Below are 17,774 nucleotides of genomic sequence, written 5' to 3' on the forward strand. Positions count from 1 at the left end.
CGCCACGCCTCACACCGCGAGCAGTTTCTCAGCACGCAGGAACGCCAGCAGCGACAATAGCGGCAGGCCGAGGATGGTGAAATGATCACCTTCGATCCGCTCGAACAGATGCACGCCGAGGCCCTCGAGCTGGTAGGCACCGACGCTGGTCGTCACCGCCTCCCCAGCATGGTCCAGATAGCTCTCGACCTCGCCCGCAGCGAGCTGCCGCATCGTCATGCGGGCCACGCTCACATCACCGAACAGGACCTTTCCATCGCGTGCGACCGAGACGGCGGAATGCAGCTCATGAGTCCGTCCGGCGAGGAGGCCGAGTTGCTCGGCAGCCTGCGTGCGGCCGGCGGGCTTGCTGAACATCCGCTGCCCCAGCGCCAACGTCTGGTCGGCGCCGACGACATATTGACCGGGCCTCTGCCTGGACACGAACAACGCCTTCTCGCGCGCGAGGAGCAACGCGATCTCGCCCGGCGCCGAAAGGCCGGAGTTCTTCTGCACTGCGCGTTCGTCGATGTCGGCCGGCAGCGCCTCGAAATCGAGGCCGGCATTTTCGAGCAGCATCCTTCGCGCGCGGCTCTGCGACGCGAGGATCAGCTTCTGCGGGCCGCGCCAGATGCTCATGATTTGGCGGTCACTCCGACGGCCGCGCGCGCTGGCGGTCGTTGAACAGTTTCATCACTGCCGCCGCCGTCTCCTCGATCGAACGCCGTGTGACGTCGAGCAGCGCCCAGTTGAATTTCGCGCTGAGGCGCCGGGCAAAGGCGACCTCGTCGGCTACCGACTGCTTGTCGATGTAGGTGTCATTGTCGCGGTCGCCCATGGTGAGCAGGCGGTTCTGCCGGACCTGGATCAGGCGCTCGGGCGTGGCATGCAGGCTGACCACCAGCGGCTTCTTCAAGGTCTCGAGCTGGTGCGGCAGCGGGATGCCCGGCACCAGCGGCACATTCGCCGTTCTGATGCCGCGGTTGGCGAGATAGATCGACGTCGGTGTCTTCGAGGTGCGCGATACCCCGACCAGCACGACATCGGCCTCCTCAAGGCCTTCGACATGCTGACCATCGTCATGCATCATCGTGTAGTTCAGCGCATCGATGCGGCGGAAATATTCCGCGTTCAGCACGTGCTGCGCGCCGACGCGCCCGGTCGTCGCGGCACCCAGATACGCCTCGAACAACTGCATCACAGGCCCGATGATCGACAGGCTTGGAACGTTGATCTCCTTGCACTTGCCCTCGAGCCGGCCGACCAGATCCTTTTCCAGCAGCGTGAACAGGACGATGCCGGGCGATTCCTCGATCTCGTCGAGCACGCGATCGAGCTGCTTCTGGCTGCGCACCAGGGGATAGACATGCTCGACCGCGGTCACATTGGCGTATTGCGCGGCGACCGCGCGCGCCACGGTAATCAGCGTCTCGCCGGTCGAGTCCGACACCAGATGCAGGTGGAAATAATTGGAAGTCGTCGGCACCAGAGCCCCTGTCTAACCTGTGAATCCCTGTGGAGGTCGAGGAGAAGAATCCGGGTCCGCCGCCCGGGCTCTGTATATCCCGTCCCTTTCTTCACAGCACCCCGCAATAGGATAAGTCGACGTCACAGGCAGGATGATAGTGAACCCGTGTGGATTTGTCTCTTCATAAGCTGGCCACAGACGCGCGCAACCGATTGAGTCCTGCGAGAGATTCCGGATATCCGCTGCCATCGAGCGGAATGTTGAGGGATGTGAACAAGCCCGCAAGAACCGCTGGACCGGATTGCATGAGTCAAATTCACTGCCATTAAGACTCAAACCTTAGATTCTAAAATTAATTAGGTTTAGGAGAGCCGTGTGTGCGGATATGTATCCGTCCCTCGCTGGCGAAGCCTTGCGCGCAACGCTGAGTCCTCCCGAACTGTTCCCCCGAAAGGCGTCACTGCGATGTTCGACTGGATCAACGCCCTGCCGATCTATGCCTGGGTCAAGGCCCTGCACATCGTCGCCGTGATCTCCTGGATGGCCGGCATGCTCTATCTGCCGCGGCTGTTCGTCTATCATTGCGAGGCCGAGGCCGGCTCCAGGCAGTCCGAGACATTCAAGGTCATGGAGCGGCGGCTTTTGAAGGGGATCATCAACCCCGCGATGATCGTGACCTGGCTGGCCGGGCTTTTCCTGGTCTGGGCCGGACACTGGTACCTATCTGGCTGGTTTCACGTCAAATTTGCGCTGGTGCTCGCCATGTCGGGTATCCACGGCTTTTTGTCCCGCTGCGTGAAGGATTTCGCCGCCGACCGGAATCAGCGCAGCCAGAAATTCTATCGTATTATCAACGAGGTGCCGACGGTCCTGATGATCCTGATCGCGATCATGGTGGTGGTGAAGCCGTTCTAGACATCACGATGCTCAAGACGCATGCTTCAGTCCTTCTTGCGAAGGACGAATCGATTTTCTATATAGGATTTATCCCACCCCACGCAGGCGGATGTGGTCGCGTTCCGGTTCTTTTCGGACCGGCGCCGCATCAGGTTTGAAAGCCCAAACGGCACTTTCCTGGCTGAGACCTGCGGACCTTCCTTTGGCGTCCGCTTTTTCCAAAGCCACCTCGCACCCCTTCCCTAGTTACTTCCTCACAGGACGACCCCAATGCGGGAAATCAAACTCCAGGACCTCAAATCGAAAACGCCGGCCGAGCTCGTCTCGTTTGCGGAAGAGAATGGGGTCGAGAATGCCAGCACCATGCGCAAGCAGGAGCTGATGTTCGCAATTCTCAAAAACCTCGCCGCCGCCGAGACCGACATTGTCGGCGAGGGCGTCGTGGAGGTGCTGTCCGACGGCTTCGGCTTCCTTCGTTCGCCCGACGCGAACTACTTGCCCGGCCCCGACGACATCTACGTTTCGCCGTCGCAGATCCGCCGTTTCGGCTTGCGCACCGGCGATACGATCGAAGGCCATATCCGCAGCCCGAAGGAAGGCGAACGCTATTTCGCGCTGTTGAAGGTCAACACGCTCAATTTCGAAGATCCGGAAAAGTCGAAGCACAAGGTAAATTTCGACAACCTCACGCCGCTGTTTCCCAATCAGCGGTTCCGCATGGAGCTCGAGGATTCCACCAAGAAGGACCTTTCCGCCCGCGTGATCGATATCGTCGCGCCGATCGGCAAGGGCCAGCGCGCGCTGATCGTGGCGCCGCCGCGCACCGGCAAGACGGTGCTGATGCAGAACATCGCACACTCGATCACCGCCAATCATCCCGACTGCTATCTGATCGTGCTGCTGATCGACGAACGTCCGGAAGAAGTCACGGACATGCAGCGCTCGGTGAAGGGCGAGGTGGTGTCGTCGACCTTCGACGAGCCTGCGGTGCGTCACGTCCAGGTCGCCGAGATGGTGATCGAGAAGGCCAAGCGCCTCGTCGAGCACGGCCGCGACGTCGTGATCCTGCTCGATTCGATCACGCGCCTTGGCCGCGCCTACAACACCGTCGTGCCGTCATCCGGCAAGGTGCTGACCGGCGGTGTCGACGCCAACGCGTTGCAGCGGCCGAAGCGCTTCTTCGGTGCCGCGCGCAACATCGAGGAGGGTGGTTCGCTGACCATCATCGCGACCGCGCTGGTCGATACCGGCAGCCGCATGGATGAAGTCATTTTCGAAGAGTTCAAGGGTACCGGTAACTCCGAACTGATCCTCGACCGCAAGGTCTCGGACAAGCGGACCTTCCCGGCGATCGATATTGCCCGTTCTGGCACCCGCAAGGAGGAGCTGATCACCGATCCGCAGGTGCTGAAGAAGATGTACGTCCTGCGCCGCATCCTCAATCCGATGGGCACCATGGACGCTATCGACTTCCTGCTCGACAAGCTCCGCAACACGAAGAGCAACTCGGAATTCTTCGATTCCATGAACACCTGAGGCCACGGCCGAAAGACACAGGGCGCTCCGCACAAACGGGGCGCCTTTTTTCATGCTGCGGATTTGCTGCAGCGAAGTGCAGCATAAATGGAGCCGCCTTCTGAGCCTATTTTTCATTTAATTACCTGATATTATTATATTATTTCTTGGATTTGCGATCCAGCTGGACGACACTGCAGCAAAATTGCTGCGCAGCTGCAGTGAAATCAGGTTATGCTGCGATGCAACATCCTGCGGGATGAGGTGTGGAATCGGCGCGGCATTGCCTTTACCGATTTGCTGGAAGAAATAGGCGATGCATCCACGCGACCAGACCATCTTTGCGTTATCCTCAGGGCGGCCGCCGAGTGCGATCGCCATCATCAGGCTGTCTGGTCCAATGGCCCAGTCGGTCATTGTAGGACTGGCGGGCAAGACGCCGATGCCGCGGCTGGCGACCCGCGCGCTGCTCCATGATTCGAACCATCAACCGATCGATGACGCTGTCGTGCTGTGGTTTCCAGGCCCGGCCAGTGCGACCGGCGAAGACGTCGCCGAATTTCATGTCCATGGCGGACGCGCGGTGTTGTCGGCGATGTTCGATGCGATCGCGGCATTCGACAACGTGCGGCCGGCTGAGCCGGGCGAATTTACCCGGCGGGCCTTCGAGAACGGCAAACTCGACCTGACTGAGGCTGAGGGCCTGGACGACCTGATCCACGCCGATACTGACCGGCAGCGGCGCCAGGCGTTGCGCCAGCTGAAGGGGCTGCTCGGCGACCGCGCGCGGGACTGGCGCGAGCGGATCATCGCGGCGTCGGCGCTGATCGAGGCCGGCATCGATTTCTCCGATGAAGGCGATGTGCCGGCCGAGCTGATCGCACCGGCGCTCGAGAAGATCCGGTCGCTGCATGAGGAGATCGAGCAAGTCCTTGCAGGGCAGGGGCAAGGCGAGCGGCTGCGCGACGGCCTCGTGGTCGCGATCGCCGGTCCACCGAATGTCGGCAAATCGACCCTGATCAATCAGCTCGTCAAGCGCGAGGTCGCGATCGTCTCGCCGCATGCCGGCACGACCCGCGATGTGATCGAGGTGCAGCTCGACCTCGATGGCTATCCGGTGACGGTCATCGACACGGCCGGCATCCGCGAGACCGATGACCCGGTCGAGCAGGAGGGTGTCCGCCGCGCCCGCGCCCGCGCCGCGGAGGCGGACCTGGTGCTGTGGCTTACCGACAGCGGCGATGCGAAGGCGGGACATGGCGGCGTGACGCCGACCTGGCTGGTGCGGAACAAGATCGACCTCGTCAGGACCACGATGGGTGAGGGCGGCAGTTATCCAGAATTCAGGATCTCGGCTGCTCGTGGCGACGGGTTGTCAGAGCTCATCGCAGCCTTGGTCGGGTTCGCTCAGGACTATTTTGGAACCAGCGAAGGAGGCTTGATCAGTCGGACGCGGCAGCGTGGATTGCTGCAGGAGACCGTCGAATCTCTCCAGTGCAGCATCGACGTGGTCGGGCAGGGCGAAGAGCTGGCGGCGGAGGAACTCCGCCGGGCCGCCAACTCACTCGGTCGTCTGCTCGGCCGGGTGGACGTTGAAGACATCCTGGATGTCATCTTCCGCGAATTCTGCGTCGGGAAGTAGCGGGCGCCCAGCTGTTTCACGTAAAACATGGTTTCGATCCGGTTAAGGAACCCTCGTCCTGTTTCACGTGAAACAATTGCCGGTCAGACAGCTGCCCTGTTTCACGTGAAACAGCTCAGTCCGTCATTGCGAGCGACGCGAAGCAGTCCATATTTGCCTTGGGCTTCGGTCTCAGAGCGGCGATCCCAACTTCGTTCTTCCGGCTTTCATGACTTCACGATAGAAGTCCCCGCCATGGTTTCCAGGGCAGACTCATTTGACGTCATCGTCATCGGCGGCGGCCATGCCGGCTGCGAGGCCGCGAGCGCTGCTGCCCGGATGGGCGCAAAGACCGCCCTGGTGACCCATCGTTTCGCGACCATTGGCGCGATGTCCTGCAATCCCGCCATCGGCGGGCTCGGCAAGGGCCATCTGGTCCGCGAAGTCGACGCGCTGGATGGTCTGATGGGCCGGGTGGCCGACGCCGGCGGCATCCAGTTTCGCATGCTCAATCGCCGGAAGGGTCCGGCGGTCCGTGGTCCCCGGGCCCAGGCTGACCGCAAGCTCTACGCCGCGGCGATGCAGGCGGCGATCACCGAGACCGCGAACCTCAGCGTCATCGAGAGCGAAGCGGATGAATTGGTTATCGCCGATGGTCGCGTGACCGGCATTTGCCTGGGCGATGGCCGCCGGTTGTCGACGGGTGCGGTTGTCATCACGACCGGCACCTTCCTGCGTGGTCTGATTCATCTCGGAGAGAAGAACTGGCCGGCGGGCCGGGTCGGCGAGGCGCCGGCCATGGGCCTGTCTGCCTCGTTTGAGCGAGCAGGTTTTGTGCTCGGCCGGCTCAAGACCGGGACACCGCCGCGCCTCGACGGCACCACGATCGACTGGTCCGCGGTCGAAATGCAGCCCGGAGACGAGCCGCCTGAGCCGTTTTCGGTCATGACCGACGGGATTACGACCCCGCAGATCCAATGCGGTATCACCCGGACCACGCCCGCGACCCATGAGGTGATCCGGGCCAATGTGCATCGCTCGCCGATGTATTCCGGTCAGATCAAAAGCTCCGGACCGCGCTATTGCCCCTCGATCGAAGACAAGATCGTCCGCTTTGGCGACCGCGACGGCCATCAGATATTCCTGGAGCCGGAAGGGCTCGACGACACCACGGTCTATCCGAACGGCATTTCGACCTCGCTGCCGGAAGAGGTCCAACTCGCGATCCTCGCCAGCATCCCCGGTCTCGAGCGGGTGAAGATGGTTCGGCCGGGCTACGCGATCGAATACGACCACGTCGACCCGCGCGAGCTTGATCCGACCCTGCAGACCAAGCGTCTGCGCGGGCTTTTCCTGGCCGGCCAGATCAATGGCACCACGGGTTATGAGGAGGCGGCGGGGCAGGGCGTTGTTGCCGGGCTCAATGCCGCTCTCGCTGCCGGCAGTTCCGATCCGATCGTGTTCGACCGTGCCGACGGCTATCTCGGCGTGATGATCGACGATCTGGTGACTCGCGGGATCACCGAGCCGTATCGCATGTTCACCTCGCGCGCCGAGTACCGGCTGACGCTGCGGGCCGACAATGCCGACCAGCGCCTGACCGATAAGGGCATTGCGCTCGGATGCGTCGGAACGGCCCGGGCCGAGCGCCATCGGACCAAGATGGCGGCATTGGAGGCGGCCAAGCAACTGGCGAAGTCGCTCGCGATCACGCCGAATGAAGCCGCCAAGCACGGTCTCGCGCTCAATCGCGACGGCCATCGCCGGTCGGCCTTCGAGCTGCTGGCTTACCCTGAGATAGAATGGCCCGCGGTCCAGGCGATCTGGCCGGAGCTGTCGGCCATTGACCCTGCGATCGCGGTGCATCTCGAGATCGATGCCAAATACGATGTCTATCTGAAGCGCCAGACCGCCGATGTTGATGCCTTCCGGCGCGACGAGGGTCTGGTTCTGTCCGACGTCGACTATGCCGATGTCCCCGGTCTTTCGAACGAGGCGCGCGCCAAGTTGCAGAAGGCGCAGCCGCGGACGGTCGGGCAGGCGGGCCGGATCGACGGCATGACGCCGGCGGCGCTGGGTATTCTGGCAGCCTATCTGCGGCGTGAGGCGAGGCGGAAGGCTGCAAAGGCATCGGCGTAACGTTTCACGTGAAACGGGAGGCCGGCAATGTCATTGCGAGGAGCGGAAGCGACGAAGCAATCCATCGCTTCCTCGGGTGGCACCATGGATTGCTTCGCTTCGCTCGCAACGGCGAGCTCGACCGGCATTCCAGAGAATGACTTCCAATTCGCAATCCGCCGAATTCAGCGTCGCCGTCAAGGACAAGGCCGCGGCGCTCGCGTTGACGCCTGTTTCACGTGAAACAGAAGCGCGGCTCGACCGCTACATCGCCCTTCTCCTGGCGTGGCAGGCCAAGACCAATCTCGTCGCGCCATCGACGTTGCCTGCCCTCTGGACCCGCCACGTCTCCGATTCGCTGCAGCTCCTGAGCCTGGCGCCGACGGCCAAGTCCTGGGTCGACCTCGGCAGCGGCGGCGGCTTCCCCGGCGTCGTGCTGGCCTGCGCGCTGGCCGAGACCCCGGGCGCGTCGATTCATTTGGTTGAGCGAATCGCCAAGAAGGCGGCATTCTTGCGCGAGGCGATACGGGTGACGGCGTCCCCGGGAACGGTGCATCTGGCTGATATCGGGGATACTGTGGATAGAATCCCAAGGCCCATCGATTGCGTCACCGCACGGGCGCTGGCTCCGTTACATCAACTCATCGGCTTTGCGGAGCCGTGGGTCAAAAACGGCGCCAAGGCGCTGTTTTTGAAGGGTCAAGATGTAGAGGCCGAATTGACCGAGGCCACTAAATATTGGATTATTGAGTCAAAGCTACACGCCAGCCTGACCGGCGGACAGGGCTGGATCGTCGAACTCGGGTCAATCGAGCGGCGCTAGGGGACTCCGCGAGAGCAAATGGTATTTTGGTATGACTGTGATGGACGAGGTTTATCAAGAGGATAAGGCGTCCCAGCCGCCTGGCCATCCGCGCATCCTGTCGCTCGCCAACCAGAAGGGCGGCGTTGGCAAGACCACCACAGCGATCAATCTTGGTACGGCACTCGCTGCGATTGGCGAACGCGTGCTGATCGTCGATCTCGATCCGCAGGGCAATGCCTCGACCGGCCTCGGCATCGATCGCCGCAACCGCAGCTGCTCGACCTATGACGTGCTGATCGGCGAGGCGCCGCTGCGCGATGCCGTGGTCGCGACCGCGGTGCCGCGGCTGCATATCGCCGCTTCCACCATGGATCTCTCCGGCCTCGAGCTCGAGCTCGGCGCCACGCCGGGCCGCGCGTTTCGGCTGCGCGATGCGATCGCAGGGCTGAACAACAACGTCTCGCCGGAAGCCGACTACACCTATGTGCTGATCGACTGCCCGCCCTCGCTCAATTTGCTCACGGTGAATGCGATGGCGGCGTCGGACGCGATCCTGGTGCCGCTGCAATGCGAGTTCTTCGCGCTCGAAGGTCTGTCGCAATTGCTGCAGACCGTGGAGCAGGTGCGCTCGACGCTCAATCCGAACCTGTCGATCCACGGCATCGTGCTGACCATGTTCGACTCGCGCAACAACCTCTCCAACCAGGTCGTTGCCGACGTGCGCCAGTTCATGGGCGACAAGGTCTACGACACCATGATCCCGCGCAACGTGCGCATCTCCGAGGCGCCGTCCTACGGCAAGCCGGTCCTGGTCTACGACCTCAAATGCGCCGGCAGCGATGCGTATCTCAAGCTCGCCACCGAAGTGATCCAGCGCGAGCGCGAGCTGCGCACGCTTTGACGATGCGCAGGATGGGCGCCGCGAAGCGAACTCCGTCCTGGCACGCAACGAGAGCGATGGGTGTCGCCGCGCGCGGCCCATCCTGTGATTCTGAAATTCAAGTCTGGAGTACTGCGTGTGAATCCAAGGGAGCTCGCAACAATGGCCGATGAAGCGCGTTCGCGACTGGGGCGCGGGCTGGCAAGCCTGATCGGAGATGTAGGCGGCGAAGCGGCCGCGCATGTCGAGCGGCCGCGCAACCAGCGCAAGGTGCCGATCGAATTCCTCAAGGCCAACCCGCGCAATCCGCGGCGCACCTTCGCCGATACCGAGCTCGGCGAACTCGCCGATTCGATCAGGCAGCGCGGCGTGATCCAGCCGATCGTGGTGCGCGCGATCAAGGGCGCACAGGACCGCTACGAGATCATCGCCGGCGAGCGCCGCTGGCGCGCCTCGCAACTTGCCGGCCTGCACGAAGTGCCGATCGTGCCGGTCGAGGTCTCTGATTCCGACGCGCTCGAGATCATGATCATCGAGAACGTTCAGCGCGAAGACCTCAACGCAATGGAAGAGACGCAGGGCTATCACGCGCTCGCCGACGAGTTCAAACGCAGCCAGGAAGACATCGCCAAGATCGTCGGCAAGAGCCGCAGCCATGTCGCCAACATGATGCGGCTGACCAAGCTGCCCGCCGAGGTGCAGGCGCTGATCTCGAAGGGCGATCTCTCCGCCGGCCACGCTCGCGCGCTGATCGGCGTGCCGGATCCGCTCACTGCTGCGAAGCGGATCGTCGCCGAAGGCCTCAACGTCCGCCAGGCCGAGGCGCTGGCGCATGAGGAGGGCGTGCCGGAGCGCAAGCCGCAGAAGGCCCGCAGTGGCAGCGCGGCCAAGGTGGACAAGGATGCCGACACCTTGGCGCTGGAGAAGCGCGTCAGCGATGCGCTCGGCCTTGCCGTCACCGTCAGCCATCGCGATCCCGGCGGCACCGTCCAGATCAGCTACCGCAACCTCGAGCAGCTCGACGAGGTGGTGCGGCGGCTCGAGGGCGGTTAGCGGTTTCGTCATCCCGGGGCGCGCGCCAGCGCGAACCCGGAATCTCGTTTGATCATCTCTGGATTCCCCGATGCGCAATTGCGCATCTGAGGTTCATGCTTCGCATGCCCCGGAATGACTCCATCAGTCTCACCCCCGCCGCTTCGCATTCGCCGCGATCGAGAGCAGCGCGCGCTGCGCGATCACGGCGGCGAGCGAAGCCTGCTTGCGCATGTCGAGCGCTGCGGTCGCGAGCTGATCGATCACGGTCACCAGCCTAGGCGGCGTGAAATTGCGCAGCGCGATTTCGACCGCGGGCTTGCGCGAGAAGTGCAGCCGCGGAAATCCGCCCTCGAGCACGGCTGACGCCGGCGTGCCGTCCGCGATCGCCAGCGCCGATTTGTGCAGCCATGCCGCCTGGCGCTGCGCGGCCGAGATGATCACGCCGGGATAGGTGCCGGCGACCATTGCTTTCGTGAACTCGCTCTCGACCAGCGCGGCATTGCCGGCGAAAGCGCCGTCGACAATCGGGTCGAGCTTCAGCTCGGAGGCGTCGGACACCACGGTCATGACGTCCTCGAGCGTGATCTCGCCCTTGCCGTGCGCGAACAGCGCAAGCTTGCGCAGCTCGTTGCGCGAGGCCATGCGGTCGCCGCCGAGCAGCGACATCAGCACCGCGCGCGCATCCTGCGCGAGCCGCAGATTCGATACGCGCAGCTCGTCCTCGATCAGCTTGGTCAGGTCGCGCTCGGTGTCGGGATAGCAGCCGATCGCCACCGCATTCTTGGCGCGCTCGCAGATCTTGCGCAGCGGCGATTCCGGCCTGAGCTCGCCGGCCTCGATCACGATGCGGCAATCCCTGAGCGCGGTGGTCTCGGTCAGCGTCTCGACGCCGCTTGAGAAGTTGCGCGAGCCGGCGCGGACGCGGATGGCGCGGCGGCCGCCGAACAGCGGCACCGTCATGGCCTCGTCGACCAGCCGCGACGGTTCGGCGGCGAGCTCGTCGCCATCGAGCCGCACCAGCGAGAATGGATCGTTGGGATCGTCGACCGCGGAGGCCATCAGCGCGTCGGCACGCTCGCGCACCAGGCCTAAGTCCGGGCCGTACAGCAGGATGATGGGACGGCCGACGTCAGGCCGGGCGAGGAAGCTGTCGATCTCTTTTCCGCGAAGCGCGACCATCTCGCTCAAACTGTCATTCCGGGGCGTTTCGTCAGAGGCGAACCCGGAATCTCGATCTACAGATTCCCCGATGGCGCGATTGCGCATCTGAGGTTCGCGCGTTGCGCGCTCCGGAATGACGTCCCGCCTCAGGTTCCGGTGGAGAAGAAGGAGGCGAGCCGGGTCTGGATGTTGTCGGCGATCTCCTGCGCGGCGCGGTCCTCGGCGTCGCGGAAGGCGCGGGCACGGGCGAAACGCTGGTAGGAGCCGGGCATGTCGTAGGACACGCGCGAGAACGTGGTGCCGGTCATCACCGACTTGTTCGACGCGATCTCGATCAGGTTGAACTGGGCGTCGATGCCGTAATTCTCGCTGGTCGGCAACGCGGTGGCCTGGTCGATCATCAGCGAGGAGCGGCTGGTGGTAAACCGCAGCACCAGCCGATGCGTCGGCGGTGCGCCGGTGGCGGTGCCGTAGAGCTTGAAGGCGAGGGCGTTGCGGACCTCGACGCCGACCCGGGCCTCGCGCGAGGCGTTCGGCTTGTCGACCGGCGGAACCTCGACCCCCATCAGCTTCTCGCGCAGGGCGGACGACTGGCCGTCGAGGGTGCGCTCGGCATACATCGGCTGGAAGCATCCGGCCGTCAGCGCGGCCAAGGCAGCCACGGCCACGAGCCGGGCGGCGATCCTGATCCTAGCCGACAACATTGACGATCCTCATGGGCACCACGATCACCTTGCGGACGGGTTTGCCGCCCAAGGCGGCTTTTACCGCATCGAGCGCCAAAACGGCAGCCTCTATATCCGCATTTTGCGCTGCCCGTGGCACGGTAACATCACCCCGTTTTTTACCGTTGACCTGGACGACCAGGGTCACGCTGTCCTCGACCAGCAAATCGCGCTCGATTTGCGGCCAATCGGCCTCGGAAACCAGCCCGGTCTGGCCCAGAACCACCCAGCACTCCTCGGCCAGATGCGGCATCATCGGCGAAAACAGCTGCACCAGGATGGTCGCGGCCTCCTTGACCGCCCAGGCGAGGTCCGGCGCCGGCTTGTCGCCTTTCGCCAGCACCTCGGACAGCGCATTGGCGAATTCGCGGATATGGGCGAGACACACGTTGAAATGCAGCCGCTCGATCCCGGACGACACCTTGTCGAGCGCGCCATGGGCCGCCTTGCGCAGCGCCAATGCGTCCGGCCCGAACGTCGCCGGCCGGGCCGCCAGCGCCGTCCTGGTGTCGGCAGTCTTGGCGATCTCGGCCGATTCGTTCACCAGCCGCCACAGCCGCTGCACGAAGCGCGAGGCGCCCTGCACGCGCTCGTCGCTCCAGATCACGTCGCGGTCCGGCGGCGAGTCCGACAGCATGAACCAGCGCGCGACGTCGGCACCATAGCTCGCGATGATGTCGTCGGGGTCGACGGTGTTCTTCTTCGACTTCGACATCTTCTCGATCGGGCCGATCGCGACGTCCTCGCCGGTCGCCATCAGCACCGCGCGGCGGCCATTGCCGCTAACCTCGATCTTCACCTCGGCCGGCGTGACCCAGCTGCCATCGGCCTTCTGATAGGTCTCGTGCACCACCATGCCTTGGGTGAACATGCCGGCGAACGGCTCGCTCATGTCGATGTGGCCGGTCGCCTTCATCGCGCGGGTGAAGAAGCGGCTGTAGAGCAGATGCAGGATCGCGTGCTCGACGCCGCCGATATACTGGTCGACCGGCATCATCCGGTTGGCGACCGCGGGCGTGGTCGGCGCATCCTTGTTCCAGGGATCGGTGAAGCGCGCGAAGTACCACGATGAGTCCACGAAGGTGTCCATCGTGTCGGTCTCGCGCACGGCCTCAGCCCCGCACTTCGGGCAAGTCACATGCTTCCAGGTCGGATGATGGTCGAGCGCGTTGCCCGGCTTGTCGAAGCTGACATCCTCCGGCAGCGTCACCGGCAGCTGGTCGTCGGGCACCGGCACCACGTCGCACGTCGGACAATGGATCACCGGGATCGGGCAGCCCCAATAGCGCTGGCGCGAAATGCCCCAGTCGCGCAGGCGGAAATTCACCTGCCGCTCGCCGACCGGCGCCAACCTTCCTTCCCCTGGCAAGGCGCGCAGCTCGCTCTCCAGGCGCTTCGCGACCTCTTCCTTCGCCGCTTCGATCGTCATGCCATCGAGGAAGCGCGAATTGATCATGCGGCCGTCGCCGTCATAGGCGACATCCGTGATCACGAACGTCTTCGGGTCCTGGCCCTCGGGGCAGACCACCGGCGTGTTGCCGAGATTGTACTTGTTGACGAAGTCAAGGTCGCGCTGGTCGTGCGCCGGGCAGCCGAAGATTGCGCCGGTGCCGTATTCCATCAGCACGAAGTTCGCGACATAGACCGGCAGCTTCCAGTTCGGATCGAACGGATGCACCGCCTTGATGCCGGTGTCGAAACCCTGCTTCTCGGCGGTGTCGATGATCGACTGCGCGGTGCCGATCTTCTTGATGTCGGCGATGAACTCCGCGAGCTTCGGGTTCTTCGCGGCGGCGGCGACCGCCAGCGGATGATCCGCCGAGATCGCCATGAACTTGGCGCCGAACAGCGTGTCCGGCCGCGTGGTGAAGATCTTCAGCTCGGTCTCGCCGGCCGGCGTAGTCGCTGCATCGAGGGCGAAGCGGATCAACAGGCCTTCCGAGCGGCCGATCCAGTTGCGCTGCATCAGCCGCACCTTGTCGGGCCAGCGGTCGAGACCATCCAGCGCTTCCAGGAGCTCCTGCGAATACTTCGTGATCTTGAAGACCCACTGGCTCATCTCGCGCTGCTCGACGACGGCGCCGGAGCGCCAGCCGCGGCCATCGATCACCTGCTCGTTGGCGAGCACGGTCATGTCGACCGGATCCCAGTTCAGCTTGCGCTTCTCGCGCTCGGCGAGGCCGGCGCGCAGCATGTCCAAAAACATCTTCTGCTGATGCTTGTAGTAGCTGGGATCGCAGGTCGCGAATTCTCTGCTCCAGTCGAGCGACAGCCCGATCGACCGCAGCTGCTTCTTCATCGCGGCGATGTTGTCGTAGGTCCAGGCCTTCGGCGCCACCTTGCGCTCGATCGCGGCGTTCTCCGCCGGCAGGCCGAACGCGTCCCAGCCCATCGGGTGCAGCACGTTGTAGCCCCTGGCGCGCATGAAGCGCGCCAGCACGTCGCCGAGCGTGTAGTTGCGGACATGGCCGATATGGATGCGCCCCGACGGGTAGGGGAACATCTCGAGCACGTAGTATTTCGGCCGCGGATCGTCGTTCTTGGAGGCGAAGATCGCCTTTTCGTCCCACAGGTGCTGCCAGCGGGGTTCGGATTCACGGGCGTTGTAGCGTTCGGCGGTCATGAAATAGCTGGGCTTTGGGTGATTTTTGGGTCCCGTCCGGGGACGGCGGACTAGGCCACAAAAGCGCCTGCGCGGTCAACGGCTTGGGGCCTGCCAAATGCTCATGGCCCGCCGTCAGTGAAGGTGAGAGCCGTACGTGAAGGTGAGAAATGGTCAGCCGGTCTGGAACCCATCCGGGGGTCGTCACCCGGCTTGACCGGGTGACCCAGTACGCCGCGGCCTATCGGCTCAATAACGGCGGCCTCTGGAATTCTGGATCGCGGTCAAGCCGGGCGATGACAGGGTCACATGGGGCACGATTTCGCGCGCTCCCGCCCCCTCTGCTAGCTGAGGGGCGCAGGGAAAGGAGGGGAGCTGCGCTCATCGCGCCGCTCGACCACGCACGATCTCAGCTCGCCAGCGCCATCCCGGCTTCGTCCAGCCTCTGCAGGAAGCCGTGCTCGATCACGGCATTCCTGCCGCGGCGCTTAGCGGCGTAGAGCGCGGCGTCGGCGGCTTCGATCAGGTCGCCGGGGCGCTGGGTCTCGTTCGGCTTGGTCGTCGCGACGCCGACGCTGACGGTGACGATGCAATGGCTCGAGGATGCATGCGGCACGGCGAGGCCGAGCACGGCGGTGCGCACGGTCTCGCCGATCGCGAGCGCATGCGCGGCGTCGGTGTTCGGCAGCAACAGGCAGAATTCCTCGCCGCCATAGCGGCCGGCGAAGCCCATGGTGTCGGCGGCGATCCCGGACAGTACTTCGCCGATCCGGGTCAGGCAGGCATCGCCCTCGGGATGGCCATAGGTGTCGTTGTAGAGCTTGAAGTGATCGACATCGATCATCATCAGCGACAACTCGCATTCATATTGCTGTGCCCGCATCCACTCGAAGTCGAGCCGGCTCTGGAAGCCGCGGCGGTTGGCAAGGCCCGACAGCGCGTCGATCGAGGCCATCACGGTGAGACGATCGTTGGAGGCGACGAGCTCGCGCTCGCGCTGGCTGAGCTGCGCCGCCATCGCGTTGAAGGCGCGCGCCAGCGGCACGAATTCCGCCGGCAGCTTGTGCTTGGCGACGCGTGCCGACCAGTCGCCCTCGCCGAACCGCCGCGCCATGCCGGTCATCAGCTCGATCGGATGGATGACGAGCCGCTCGGCGCCGACCAGGGCACCCAGCAAAACGAACAGGCAGACGAAGCCGAGCTGCAGATAGGCGGTGCGGATCTCGCGGTTGATCGCCGCTGTCACCTTGGCCTCGTCCATGCTCACGATCAGCCGGGATTGCGTGCCGGCGATGCGCGCGAAGCTCAGCGTGCGCTGCGCGCCATCGGACGCCGTGAACGACACCGAGCCGGATGGTTCGTCATAGCTCAGCGCCTTCTCGGCGATCGCGGCCATCAACGGGATGGTGTCGAGCGAGCGGCCGATCAGGCTCGCATGATCCGCGGGCGCGGCGATCACGACGCCGGTGCTGTCGACGAGAACGGCCGACATGCCGGGCTGGCCGCCGAGATTGGCCATGATCTGCGACAGCCAGTCGATATTGATGCCGGCGACGACGACGGCGTCCTGCTCCGGATTGATCGCGGCCACCGGATAGGCGGCCATCATCATCGGGCGGCCATTGGTTCTGCCGCGCAGATAGTCGCTGAACACGAAGCCTCGGTTGTCCTGGGCCTTCTTGAAATAGTCACGGTCGCCGACATTGAGGCCGACCTGGGCGTTGAGGGTCGAGCATTGCACCAGCCCGTCCCTGGAGACGAACATGATGCTGCGGATCCAGGGCAGGACCGTTGGCAGGCTGGCGCGCAGCACCTCGCAGCTCTGCGCGATGCCGCCGGAAGCACGGATATAGGCCGCGGACTTCAGCATGGTCTCGACCGAGGAGACCACCTCGCGCTGGGTCTCGGCGGCATGCGCGGTGAGGCTGGCATAGCCGGCCGCGGCCTGCGCGATCTGCTTGCTGCGGGAATCCTCCAGGGTGCGGACGCGGTCGAGCATCAGGGGCGCGACCAGCATCAGCGCAAGCAAGGCCAGCCGGGCACGAATTCCCAGAACCTTCTTGAGCCTGACCCGGTTGCGGTTGAAAGTGACGCCCGACATTCTATTCCCTTGCCCGTACGCAAGGTAGAATGCAGGGCTTCAAAAAGCCTTTCCCGAATTTGGTAAAATTCGAGCCAACCCCCGCACCTGTCAGAGAACGGCACAAGCATGACGCAAAGCCCGACCACGCCGTTACCGCCCGGTTCACCACATGACCCTGCCTCTGGCCTCGCCGCCGTCGAACGCGAGATCGCGCATGCCTGCAAGGAAGCGCGGCGCGACCGCGCGTCGGTGACCTTGATCGCGGTGTCGAAGACGTTCGCGGCCGACGCAATTTTGCCGATTATCGGTGCCGGACAGCGCGTATTTGGCGAAAACCGCGTACAGGAGGCCAAAGGCAAGTGGCCGGTGTTAACCCAGGCTCACCCGGGATTGCAGCTGCATCTGATCGGGCCGTTGCAGTCGAACAAGGCCAAGGAGGCGGTCGCGCTGTTCGATGCGATCCATTCGGTCGATCGCACCAGCATTTGCGAAGCGTTAGCCAAGGAAATCAAAAATCAAGGGAAGCACCCGGAACTGTTCGTCCAGATCAATACCGGCGAGGAGCCGCAGAAGGCCGGCGTCGCGCCGCAGGACGCGGATACCTTCATCGCGGCATGCCGCGACACCTACGGCCTGTCGATCTCGGGACTGATGTGCATCCCGCCGGTCGACCAGGCGCCGGCGCCGCACTTCGCGCTCTGCGCCAAGATCGCCGCGCGCAACGGCCTGACGAATCTCTCGATGGGCATGAGCGCGGATTACGCGGTGGCGATCCAGATGGGCGCGACCCATGTGCGGGTGGGCTCGGCGATCTTCGGCGCGCGGACGGTGCCGCACAACTAGTGTCGCTTGGTGTCCGCCAGGATCACACGGAGGCTTGCCGTC

The 17,774-nt window shown here is 64.0% G+C and carries 15 protein-coding genes; 8 read left to right on the plus strand and 7 right to left on the minus strand.

Features of this window, described 5'->3' with window-relative positions; translation table 11 throughout:
• Positions 1-9: 9 nt before the first annotated feature.
• Both E2I15_RS30435 and E2I15_RS30440 read right to left on the minus strand, forming a co-directional pair.
• Complete coding sequence (locus tag E2I15_RS30435; RefSeq protein WP_137478310.1) at positions 10-618, minus strand: Maf family protein; 609 nt, start codon at positions 616-618, stop codon at positions 10-12.
• A 10-nt stretch (positions 619-628) separates the two neighbouring features.
• Positions 629-1,465 carry a pyruvate, water dikinase regulatory protein gene (locus E2I15_RS30440; RefSeq protein WP_016841463.1) on the minus strand — a complete coding sequence of 279 codons (837 nt, stop codon included), beginning with the start codon at positions 1,463-1,465 and terminating at the stop codon, positions 629-631.
• A gap of 447 nt (positions 1,466-1,912) precedes the next feature.
• Between E2I15_RS30440 and hemJ the strand changes: the two genes are divergently transcribed.
• Entirely contained in the window at positions 1,913-2,362 is a 450-nt protein-coding gene (gene hemJ / locus E2I15_RS30445; RefSeq protein ID WP_155262633.1) for a protoporphyrinogen oxidase HemJ, read from the plus strand.
• Between the two features lie 252 nt (positions 2,363-2,614).
• Positions 2,615-3,880, plus strand: a complete 1,266-nt coding sequence (gene rho, locus E2I15_RS30450) for a transcription termination factor Rho (protein ID WP_016841461.1) — start codon at positions 2,615-2,617, stop codon at positions 3,878-3,880.
• A gap of 117 nt (positions 3,881-3,997) precedes the next feature.
• Here rho and E2I15_RS30455 read toward each other — a convergent pair whose 3' ends face one another.
• Entirely contained in the window at positions 3,998-4,276 is a 279-nt protein-coding gene (locus E2I15_RS30455; RefSeq protein WP_246668011.1) for a hypothetical protein, read from the minus strand.
• Here E2I15_RS30455 and mnmE point away from each other — a divergent pair.
• The 5 genes from mnmE (at position 4,176) to E2I15_RS30480 (ending at position 10,336) form a co-directional block, all read left to right on the plus strand.
• The gene (gene mnmE / locus E2I15_RS30460) at positions 4,176-5,501 is read left to right on the plus strand and encodes a tRNA uridine-5-carboxymethylaminomethyl(34) synthesis GTPase MnmE (protein WP_137478308.1); all 1,326 of its coding nucleotides are present in this window, start codon (positions 4,176-4,178) and stop codon (positions 5,499-5,501) included. The genes E2I15_RS30455 and mnmE overlap by 101 nt on opposite strands.
• Before the next feature lie 234 nt (positions 5,502-5,735).
• A complete protein-coding gene (mnmG, locus tag E2I15_RS30465; RefSeq protein ID WP_137478307.1) occupies positions 5,736-7,619 on the plus strand; it encodes a tRNA uridine-5-carboxymethylaminomethyl(34) synthesis enzyme MnmG in 1,884 nt (627 codons plus the stop codon).
• A 136-nt stretch (positions 7,620-7,755) separates the two neighbouring features.
• On the plus strand, positions 7,756-8,421 hold the full coding sequence (gene rsmG, locus E2I15_RS30470) for a 16S rRNA (guanine(527)-N(7))-methyltransferase RsmG (RefSeq protein ID WP_137478306.1): 666 nt from the start codon (positions 7,756-7,758) through the stop codon (positions 8,419-8,421).
• A gap of 31 nt (positions 8,422-8,452) precedes the next feature.
• Complete coding sequence (locus E2I15_RS30475) at positions 8,453-9,304, plus strand: ParA family protein (RefSeq protein ID WP_137478305.1); 852 nt, start codon at positions 8,453-8,455, stop codon at positions 9,302-9,304.
• Positions 9,305-9,445: 141 nt separating this feature from the next.
• A complete protein-coding gene (locus E2I15_RS30480; RefSeq protein WP_155262634.1) occupies positions 9,446-10,336 on the plus strand; it encodes a ParB/RepB/Spo0J family partition protein in 891 nt (296 codons plus the stop codon).
• Positions 10,337-10,465: 129 nt separating this feature from the next.
• On the opposite strand, the gene holA is transcribed toward E2I15_RS30480, so the two are convergent.
• The 4 genes from holA to E2I15_RS30500 all read right to left on the minus strand — a co-directional run bounded on the left by holA (position 10,466) and on the right by E2I15_RS30500 (position 16,907).
• Positions 10,466-11,497 carry a DNA polymerase III subunit delta gene (holA, locus tag E2I15_RS30485; RefSeq protein WP_137478507.1) on the minus strand — a complete coding sequence of 344 codons (1,032 nt, stop codon included), beginning with the start codon at positions 11,495-11,497 and terminating at the stop codon, positions 10,466-10,468.
• 128 nt (positions 11,498-11,625) lie between these two features.
• Entirely contained in the window at positions 11,626-12,183 is a 558-nt protein-coding gene (gene lptE / locus E2I15_RS30490; protein ID WP_069279092.1) for an LPS assembly lipoprotein LptE, read from the minus strand.
• The gene (gene leuS / locus E2I15_RS30495; RefSeq protein WP_137478303.1) at positions 12,170-14,827 is read right to left on the minus strand and encodes a leucine--tRNA ligase; all 2,658 of its coding nucleotides are present in this window, start codon (positions 14,825-14,827) and stop codon (positions 12,170-12,172) included. Before leuS ends, lptE begins: the two co-directional genes overlap by 14 nt.
• 388 nt (positions 14,828-15,215) lie before the next feature.
• Positions 15,216-16,907, minus strand: coding sequence for a sensor domain-containing diguanylate cyclase (locus tag E2I15_RS30500; protein ID WP_137478302.1), 1,692 nt, complete (start codon positions 16,905-16,907; stop codon positions 15,216-15,218).
• 108 nt (positions 16,908-17,015) lie between these two features.
• Between E2I15_RS30500 and E2I15_RS30505 the strand changes: the two genes are divergently transcribed.
• Positions 17,016-17,732, plus strand: a complete 717-nt coding sequence (locus E2I15_RS30505; RefSeq protein ID WP_137478301.1) for a YggS family pyridoxal phosphate-dependent enzyme — start codon at positions 17,016-17,018, stop codon at positions 17,730-17,732.
• Positions 17,733-17,774: the final 42 nt, after the last annotated feature.

This window comes from Bradyrhizobium sp. BR2003 (assembly GCF_009720285.1).
GTDB lineage: Bacteria > Pseudomonadota > Alphaproteobacteria > Rhizobiales > Xanthobacteraceae > Bradyrhizobium > Bradyrhizobium elkanii.

Coding starts and splice junctions, on each gene's coding strand:
- E2I15_RS30435 (WP_137478310.1), bottom strand. CDS start 618: ATGAGCATCTGGCGCGGCCCGCAGAAGCTGATCCTCGCGTCGCAGAGC.
- hemJ (WP_155262633.1), top strand. CDS start 1,913: ATGTTCGACTGGATCAACGCCCTGCCGATCTATGCCTGGGTCAAGGCC.
- rho (WP_016841461.1), top strand. CDS start 2,615: ATGCGGGAAATCAAACTCCAGGACCTCAAATCGAAAACGCCGGCCGAG.
- mnmE (WP_137478308.1), top strand. CDS start 4,176: ATGCATCCACGCGACCAGACCATCTTTGCGTTATCCTCAGGGCGGCCG.
- E2I15_RS30455 (WP_246668011.1), bottom strand. CDS start 4,276: ATGACCGACTGGGCCATTGGACCAGACAGCCTGATGATGGCGATCGCA.
- mnmG (WP_137478307.1), top strand. CDS start 5,736: ATGGTTTCCAGGGCAGACTCATTTGACGTCATCGTCATCGGCGGCGGC.
- rsmG (WP_137478306.1), top strand. CDS start 7,756: ATGACTTCCAATTCGCAATCCGCCGAATTCAGCGTCGCCGTCAAGGAC.
- E2I15_RS30475 (WP_137478305.1), top strand. CDS start 8,453: ATGACTGTGATGGACGAGGTTTATCAAGAGGATAAGGCGTCCCAGCCG.
- E2I15_RS30480 (WP_155262634.1), top strand. CDS start 9,446: ATGGCCGATGAAGCGCGTTCGCGACTGGGGCGCGGGCTGGCAAGCCTG.
- holA (WP_137478507.1), bottom strand. CDS start 11,497: ATGGTCGCGCTTCGCGGAAAAGAGATCGACAGCTTCCTCGCCCGGCCT.
- lptE (WP_069279092.1), bottom strand. CDS start 12,183: ATGTTGTCGGCTAGGATCAGGATCGCCGCCCGGCTCGTGGCCGTGGCT.
- leuS (WP_137478303.1), bottom strand. CDS start 14,827: ATGACCGCCGAACGCTACAACGCCCGTGAATCCGAACCCCGCTGGCAG.
- E2I15_RS30500 (WP_137478302.1), bottom strand. CDS start 16,907: ATGTCGGGCGTCACTTTCAACCGCAACCGGGTCAGGCTCAAGAAGGTT.
- E2I15_RS30505 (WP_137478301.1), top strand. CDS start 17,016: ATGACGCAAAGCCCGACCACGCCGTTACCGCCCGGTTCACCACATGAC.